The 7,660-nt window shown below is 75.3% G+C and carries 6 protein-coding genes; 3 read left to right on the top strand and 3 right to left on the bottom strand.

Translation table 11 applies throughout. The annotated features are described in order from the left end of the window. Positions 1 to 343: 343 nt before the first annotated feature. Together AAHZ94_RS24355 and AAHZ94_RS24360 are read left to right on the top strand one after the other, a co-directional pair. Positions 344 to 1,081 carry a hypothetical protein gene (locus tag AAHZ94_RS24355; protein WP_349995229.1) on the top strand — a complete coding sequence of 246 codons (738 nt, stop codon included), beginning with the start codon at positions 344 to 346 and terminating at the stop codon, positions 1,079 to 1,081. Beyond that, entirely contained in the window at positions 1,078 to 1,830 is a 753-nt protein-coding gene (locus tag AAHZ94_RS24360; RefSeq protein ID WP_349995230.1) for an alpha/beta fold hydrolase, read from the top strand. Before AAHZ94_RS24355 ends, AAHZ94_RS24360 begins: the two co-directional genes overlap by 4 nt. A gap of 130 nt (positions 1,831 to 1,960) precedes the next feature. Here AAHZ94_RS24360 and AAHZ94_RS24365 read toward each other — a convergent pair whose 3' ends face one another. After that, entirely contained in the window at positions 1,961 to 4,060 is a 2,100-nt protein-coding gene (locus AAHZ94_RS24365) for a SpoIIE family protein phosphatase (RefSeq protein WP_349995231.1), read from the bottom strand. 408 nt (positions 4,061 to 4,468) lie between these two features. Then, positions 4,469 to 5,095, bottom strand: a complete 627-nt coding sequence (locus AAHZ94_RS24370) for a TetR/AcrR family transcriptional regulator (protein WP_349995233.1) — start codon at positions 5,093 to 5,095, stop codon at positions 4,469 to 4,471. A 90-nt stretch (positions 5,096 to 5,185) separates the two neighbouring features. Between AAHZ94_RS24370 and AAHZ94_RS24375 the strand changes: the two genes are divergently transcribed. After that, a complete protein-coding gene (locus AAHZ94_RS24375) occupies positions 5,186 to 6,187 on the top strand; it encodes a beta-ketoacyl-ACP synthase III (RefSeq protein WP_349995234.1) in 1,002 nt (333 codons plus the stop codon). A 294-nt stretch (positions 6,188 to 6,481) separates the two neighbouring features. Here the strand turns inward: AAHZ94_RS24375 and AAHZ94_RS24380 are convergent, their stop codons facing one another. Then, positions 6,482 to 7,459, bottom strand: a complete 978-nt coding sequence (locus AAHZ94_RS24380) for a universal stress protein (protein ID WP_349995235.1) — start codon at positions 7,457 to 7,459, stop codon at positions 6,482 to 6,484. Positions 7,460 to 7,660: the final 201 nt, after the last annotated feature.

Raw genomic sequence — 7,660 nt, forward strand, 5'->3', positions numbered from 1 at the left:
CCCCCCCCCCCCCCCCCCCCCCCCCCCCCCCCCCCCCCCCCCCCCCCCCCCCCCCCCCCCCCCCCCCCCCCCCCCCTTTTTTTTTAAACCCACACCCGGCCATCCGAGATCGGAGTCCGTCTCGTGGGCTCGGTGTTGTGTATAAGAGACAGGGGGAAGACAGGGCGCGGCTGTGGGGCGGGAGGTATGGAGCGGGCGGCTGCTGCTGATGGGGCGGCGCGTGGGGCCCATTCCGGGCGGTGGCAGGGCCCGTCATCAGCGGCGCATCAAGGTTTGCCCATCGGTGCATCAGCACCCCGTCAACGACCGCGGCAGCCCCCGGCCGGCGTCCTACGGTCGAAGCATGCGTAGGCGACGAGAGGACGAAGGGCCGCTCGGCGCGGCCTTCACCGTCCGCCGGCAGCGGTGGGGCGCGGCGGTGCCGTGGCAACTCACCCGGCGCCCGGCGGACCCGCGTCCGGGCGCGCCGGTGGCCGGCCCCGAAGCGGCCACCCGCGCCGCACACCCGGTGCCGCCGCGGGCCACCACGGCCCGCCGCGCCGCCATCACCCGCCGCGCGCCAGGCCCGCCGAGCCACCCGCCGCACCGCGCCGGCGACGTCGACTTCGGCCGCGAACTGCGGTCGGCGGCCGGGCTCACCGCCCTGATGTACGCGGCGCTGCTGCTGGTCGACCTCGGCAACGGGACGCTCGACCTCGCGCGCGGGGTGTGCTGGACCGCCGTCGCCGCACTCTTCCTCGCCGTCCTCCTGCCGACGCGGATCACGGCCGGCGACGGCTGGCTGACCTCGCGCACGCTGCTGCGGCGCCGCACGGTCCGCACCGACCTGCTGGTCTCGGTGCGCCTGGTCGGCGGCGTGGTGCCGCGGCTGCTGCTGCGGGACGCGTACGGGGCGACGGCCTGGGTCGGTCTTCGGGTGCTGCACGCCAACCCGCTGCTCTGGCACGCACTGGAGCGCGGCGCCCGCACCGCCCGGCGCCGTCGGGTGCTGGCCGACGGCGGCTGGCTGCTCACCGAGGTGGGCCGCGACGTCGACGACGACCGCGCCCGACGGCTGCTGCGGGCTGCGGACCTGGGGTGACGGGGCGCCACGGGGGGGGCCCCCCCCCGGGGGCCCCCCCCCCCCCGCCCGTCCACCAGTACGACCAGCGCGGCACGGGCCGCTCCGACTGGTCCGGCCGCCATGGGCTGGCCAGGCACGTCGCCGACCTCGCCGAACTGCTCGACGCGTGGCGGGCGCCCCGCGCAGTGTTGCTCGGGCACTCCTACGGCGCCGACCTGGCCAGCAGGTTCTGCCTCGCGCACCCCGACCGGGTGGCGGCGCTGCTGCTGATGTGCGGGCCGTTCGTCGGCGAGTGGCGCGCCGGCTACCAAGCGGCGCGCGACGGGCGGATGACCGCGGCGCAGCGGGACCGGCTCGGTGAACTGGAGCGGATGGCGCGGCGTACCGAGGAACAGGAGGTCGAGTTGCTCACGCTGGCCTGGTGCACCGACCACGCCGACCTCGAACGCGGCTGGCGTTGGGCGGCCCGAGGGGCCAGGTCGCGGCGGCCCGTCAACTGGGCCATGAACGCCGAACTCGGCGCGGCGGGCCGGGCGGACCCGCTCGACGCACGTCTGACCGAGCTGCGCGCCCGCCTGCCGGAGCGCACCGAACTCCTCGGCGGCGTCGCCGACCCGCGGCCCCTGGCGGCCCTCGAAGCGCTCGCGCTGCGGCTCGACCGCCCGCTGATCCGCATCGCGGACGCCGGGCACGAGCCCTGGCGGGAGCAGCCCGAGACGGTCCGTACCCACCTGCGGCGCTTCGTACGGGCCGCGGTCGCGGGATAGGCGGGCGCGGTGGCGGCCCGGGGTGGGGGCCGCCGGTGCCGGCGGGGCGCCCGTACCGTCGCGCGGTGCAGTCCCGTCGGCCCTTGCGGTCGTAGGGTCGGAGCCGGATGTGGGGCCGGGCCCGGGGCGTTCACGGTGCGGGTAGGCGGAGGGCCAGCATGGCGATGTCGTCGCGGCCGGTCTGGGCCGGGTGGGCCAGCAGTTCGTCGCAGAACACGTCCAGCGGTTCCCTGGCCAGCGCGGTGGCGTGGCGGCGCAGCCGGTCGAGCCCCTGGCCCAGGTCCTCGTCGGGCCGTTCCACCAGGCCGTCGGTGTACAGCAGCAGCGTGCAGCCGCGCGGCAGCGGGCGCACGCTGCTGTTGCGCGGCTCCTCGGGGCTGAGCCCGCCGAGCAGGATGTCCTGCGCGTCGTCCAGGAAGGTTGCGTCGCCCTCCCAGGTGACCAGCAGTGGCGGCGGGTGGCCGGCCACCGAGTAGTTCAACCGCCACGGCCCGCCCGGTGGGCCCTCCACCCGGGCCAGCACACAGGTGGTGGTGGACTCCTGCGGGCTGAGGATCAGGGTGTTCACGTCCAGGCGGCGCAGGATGTCGCCCGGTGGCTCCTCCCGGTCCACGGCCAGCGCCCGCAGCATGTTGCGGGTGCGGCTCATCGTGACGGCGGCGTCCAGATCGTGCCCGGCGACGTCGCCGATGATGAGCACCGTGGCGCCGTCGAGCAGGACGAACGCGTCGTACCAGTCGCCCCCGACCTCGGCCGCCGCGGGGCTGGCCAGATAGCGCGCGGCGATGGTGAGGTCGGGGACCTCGGGCGGCGGGGTGAGCAGGCTGTGTTGGAGGGCGCGGGCCACCTGCTGGGTGCGCTGGAGTTGCAGCGCCCGGCTGAGCGGGGTGTGCGCCCGCTCGAACAACTCCCGCATCAGATCCCGGTCGGCCTGTGAGATGGGGTCGCGGTCACCGCAGACGAACGCCGCGACCACCGCCACCACCTCGCCGTCCACCAGCACCGGCAGCACGGCACCGCTGTGTGCCCCCATCTGGCGCAGCCAGGTCACGGCGCCCGGCGCGGCGAAGTCCGCCGGCACGGCCCCGGGCGGGAACGAGGCGTGCGAGGGCTGCCGTTCGCGTACCACCCGGGCCATGGTGTGCCGGGCCCCGATCAACTCCTGGGCACGTGGCGGCGGCCCCGGTCGCAGCCCCGGCCGTACGGTGGCCGCGATGCGCTCCATGGGCAACGGCGCCAGGTCCGTCGCACACTCGGGGCCGGCGAACTCGCCGAGCACGTAGATGGCGCACTCATCGGCCAGCGCGGGCACCAGCACCGTACTCAGCACGGCGAACGCCTCCGATGCGGTGGGCGACTCGGTGGCGGCCCGGGCCGCGCGCCTGATCAGCTCGCTGCGCCGCTCCGCGAGCCAGCGTTCCTCGATGTCGGTGCAGGCGCCGACCCACTCCAGCACCCGCCCGTCCTCGCGCACCGGGACCGCGTGCAACTCGCAGTGCCGGTAGCTGCCGTCCGCATGGCGCAGCCGGTACGCGTACTGGAACAGGTCGGGCGCCTCGTCGACGGCCCGGAACCACGCGCGGGTGAGCCCGTCCCGGTCGTCGGGGTGTGCCGTCTCCAGCCAGCCCCGGCCGCGGATGGCCGCCCGCGGCTGGCCCGTCGCACGCTCCCAGGCCGCGCTGGTCTCCACCACCAGGCCGCGCGCGTCGCTGACCCACACCTGCTGGGTGAGGGCCGTGGTCAGGCTCTCGTAACGGCGCAGCACCCGGCGCCGCTCTTCGGAGAGCACCCGGGTGCGCTCGGCCGCGGTGACCCGTTCGGTCTCCTCCACCACGACCAGCAGCAGCCCCGGCTCGTGGTCCGCGAGTTCGATCCTGGTGGCGCTGAAGGACAGATAGCGCTGGACGGCGTCGGCGCCGGCGGCTGCGCGCGGTGCGCCGGGGGAGTCGCCCACGGTGAACGGAATGGCCGTCGCCTGGGACGGCCGACCGGTGCGGAACGCCTCCTCCAACAGATCGAGGTCGGCCTGTTCGCGCAGGTCGGCGAAGAGTTCCCGGATGGGCACGCCCAGCGGCCGGTGGCCGAAGATCTGGTGGTAGGCGTGGTTCGTATAGGCCAGCACCAGCGCTTCGCCACGGTAGACCCCCACGCCGACGGGCGCCGTGTCGAAGACCTCCAGCGGCAGACCGCTGGAGGTGAGCTTCTCCGTATTACGCCGCAAAGACGACATATCCATATCATGCGTCATGATCGCGCCCTGCTGCGTTGCATTGGGCTGCATTGCCCCGTGCCCCGCCGTACCGCCGGCTCGGCGCGTGTCGCCGGCCACGTCGCGGGGAACTGCGGGGCGGCTTCCCGCGGCCGGATCTCCTACGGGAATCGGCGCGGGTGCCGTGATCTCCGGCGGGGGTCGACATGGGCGCCGCGCGCGCCGCGTGGAGGCCGGGCCCGGGAGTGGTGTTCCCGCTGGGTGGCGCGGATGTCTGGTGCCGTTCCTGGTGCGGCAGCGGGTGTCTGCTCGCCCGTATGAGCTCCCTCCGCATCCGCGCCCGCATGCGTCCCCCTGTACCCGCGCGCGTCCCCACCCCCGTGCGCGTCCCCGAACGCGCGCCTCGCACCGCCCCCGTACGCGTCCCCGTCAGCCGGCCCGCGGCGTCGGGTCGGGGCCGAGCAGTCGGTCGAGTGCCCTGCGGGCGCGGTCGGTGGCCGTGGGGGAGGCGAAGAGTTGGACCTCTTGGTTGAGGGCCATGGCGAGGCCGACGAGTTCGTACGCGACCTGCTCCGGGTCGGTGTCGGCCGGCAGGTCGCCCGCGGTCGTCGCCCTGCGCACCTCGGCGGTGAGTCGGGACCGCCACACCCGGGTGAGCCGGGCCACGGCATCGCGGACAGCGCCGCCGCGGGCGTCGAACTCGACCGATGCGGTGGTGAAGAGGCAGCCGCCGGGGAAGACGTCGCGCGCGGTCGCCAGATAGGTGATCCAGGCATCGCAGACCGCCCGGAGTCGGGGCAGCCCCGGTGCCGCGTCGGCTGCCGGCTGCCACACCAGGCGTGCGAACTCCGCTGCGGCGCCCTCCAGGGTGGCGAGCTGGAGCGCTTCCTTGGTGCCGAAGTGGCCGAGCACCCCGGCCTTGCTCATGCCGAGGTCGGTGGCGAGCCGCCCGATGGTGAGCCCTTCGAGGCCGTCGACCGAGGCGAGCGCGATGCCGCGGGTCACGATGCGCTGCCGCGTCTTACGGGCTTCGGCCAGGGAGTTGCGAGGGCTCATGGCGTCATCGTAGCGCGCACCTCATCATTTAACTTCCGACCGATCGGATGCTATTTTCCGCTGACTGATGCCCAGCCAAGGAGACCGACCGTGCCTTCGCCCTCGCCCCGAAGCCGCATCACCGCCATGGGCCACTACCAGCCGACGCGAGTCCTGACCAATGCGGACCTGGCAGCCGTGGTCGACACCAGCGACGAATGGATTCGCCGTCGCACCGGGATCGCCACCCGGCGCATCGCCGCCGCGCAGGAATCGGTGACCGACATGGCGGCGGCAGCCGCTGGCAAGGCCCTGGCCGCGTCGGGCCTTGAGCCCGCCGACATCGGGCTGATCACCGTCGCGACGTGCACGGCCATCGACCGCTGCCCCTCCATCGCCGCCCAGGTCGCCGAGCGGCTGGCCCTGCCCGGGCCGGTCGCCTTCGACCTCAACAACGGCTGCGCCGGCTTCTGTACGGCGCTGGCCTGCGCCGATCACGCGATCCGGGCAGGCGCCGCCGGGCACGCCCTGGTCATCGGCGCCGAGAAGATGTCCGACGTCACCGACTGGACCGACCGGCGCACCTGCGTGCTGCTCGGCGACGGTGCGGGCGCGGCGGTCCTCAGCGCCGCCGATGCGGTGCACAGCGTGGATGGAACGGTGCGCAGTGCGGACGGCGCTGCCGTCGGCATCGGCCCGGTCGTCTGGGGCTCCGACCCCACGCGCGGCGACGCCGTCCGGCTGGCCGGTGACTGGCACCCGTACTTCGCACAGGAGGGCCAGACCGTCTTCCGCTGGGCCACCGGCGAACTCCCCGCCATCGCCAGGGAAGCCTGCGCACGGGCCGGCATCGACCTGGCCGATCTCGCCGGCGTCGTCACCCACCAGGCGAACCTGCGCATCATCGACGTCCTCACGAGGCGACTCGGCCTCCCCGACCACGTGGTGGTCGCGTACGACGTCGTCGAGTCGGGCAACACCTCCGCCGCCTCCGTCCCCTTGGCACTGTCCAAGCTGACCGAACGCGGCACGCTCCCCTCCGGCGGGCCGGTCCTGCTGCTCGCCTTCGGCGGCGGGCTGTCCTGGGCAGGCCAGGTCGTCACCTGCCCTTGACGTGGACGACGGCCCGCGGCGGGGGTGGCTTGCGTACGGGGTGTGGCCCGGGTAGAGCGTGACTTGTGTTGGGCATGGCCCACGTGCGGGCGGGGCGGAGCACGGTCCCGCAGAGCTCGTACGGAGATGACCTCCGGGTGGGCCCGCGCCGGGGTGGGACCGGTGGTCGCGGCGGCGTACGGAACCGGCTCCGGTACGTCTAACGGGGAGCGTGCCCGGGCCCGGCCCGAAGTGCCGTTGACGCAAGCCGAGTGAGTCCGGGACCGCGGCTGATTCCGTCGCTGGTTCCGTTCCTCACCCGGGCGGTGCGGGGCAGGGGACGAGGGCGACGGGGGCGGGGGAGTGGTGCAGGAGGGCGTGGGTGACCGGGCCGAGTTGGAGGCCCAGGCCCGTGGTGCGGCGGTGGACGGCGATGACGACGACCTCCGCCGCGGACGCCGCCTCCACCAGGGTCCGCGCCGGGTCACCGGGTACGGCCCGGGTCTCCACCGCCACCTGTGGGTACCGGGCCCGCCACGCGGTCAGCGCGTCCGGCGCCGCCGGATCGCCCGTCGGGTCCGCGCCGGGCCCGGTCGGCCGGCGGCGGTCGGGGCCCGGGCGCGCGTGGACGACCAACAGCCCGGCCCGTTGGCGGGCGGCCTCGGCGAAGGCGAAGCCGATGGCGGCGGAGTCGGCGCCGGGCTCCGGAGCTGGGTGGGCAGCGGAGTCGGTGGCGGACCCCGGAGTTGAGGGGGCAGCGGAGTCCGGGGTGGAGGCAGCGGGGGACTCCGGGGTTGAACGGGTGGCGGAGTCGGCGGGGGGCTTGAGGCCGAGTACCACGGGCCGCTCGGTCGGAGGCCCGGTTCGCTCGTCCGCGCCGCGGACCACGAGCAGCGGCCGGTGGCAGTGCGCCGCGACCCGCAGCGTCACCGAGCCCAGCAGGAGACCGGCGAACCCGCCGTGGCCGCGGGAGCCGAGCACCGTCAGACAGGCGTCCGCCGACCGGTCGACCAGTGCGCTCGCCGCGTCCGCGGACACCGCGGTCGTCACCACGGGGAGGGCGGGATCTCGGTCCACGACCCGGCGCTCCGCCGCCGCGAGGACGTCCGATGCGTCGTCCATCGGCTCGTACGCCCCGCCCCAGGACCAGCCGTGCACGATCTCCAGCGGTACGCGCCGACGGCGGGCCTCGACCACCGCGCGGTCCAGGGCCCACATCGCGGCCGGCGAACCGTCGGTGCCGACCACCACGTGGTCGCGCAGGGGTGAAGGGGGTGAAGGGGGTGGACTCATGACGCCCTTTCCGCCCGGGGCTGACCGCGCCGTGGAGCACGGCGACCGTGCCGGGCGCCCGGCCGCCCCAGGAGTTGCCGGTTGCCCGCCGCGGGGGGGGGGGGGGGGGGGCGCCCCCCCCGCCCCGGGGCCGGCACGCGGTGCGCGGGTCGGAGTTGGCCGCGCTGTCGCTGCCGATCGGCGATGACGGCGTGGTGATCG

Source organism: Streptomyces sp. HSW2009 (genome assembly GCF_040240285.1).
Lineage (GTDB): Bacteria > Actinomycetota > Actinomycetes > Streptomycetales > Streptomycetaceae > Streptomyces.

What these genes read in the sequence shown, in the direction of transcription:
- AAHZ94_RS24355 (WP_349995229.1), top strand. Translation starts at nt 344, where the DNA reads ATGCGTAGGCGACGAGAGGACGAAGGGCCGCTCGGCGCGGCCTTCACC.
- AAHZ94_RS24365 (WP_349995231.1), bottom strand. Translation starts at nt 4,060, where the DNA reads ATGTCGTCTTTGCGGCGTAATACGGAGAAGCTCACCTCCAGCGGTCTG.
- AAHZ94_RS24370 (WP_349995233.1), bottom strand. Translation starts at nt 5,095, where the DNA reads ATGAGCCCTCGCAACTCCCTGGCCGAAGCCCGTAAGACGCGGCAGCGC.
- AAHZ94_RS24380 (WP_349995235.1), bottom strand. Translation starts at nt 7,459, where the DNA reads ATGAGTCCACCCCCTTCACCCCCTTCACCCCTGCGCGACCACGTGGTG.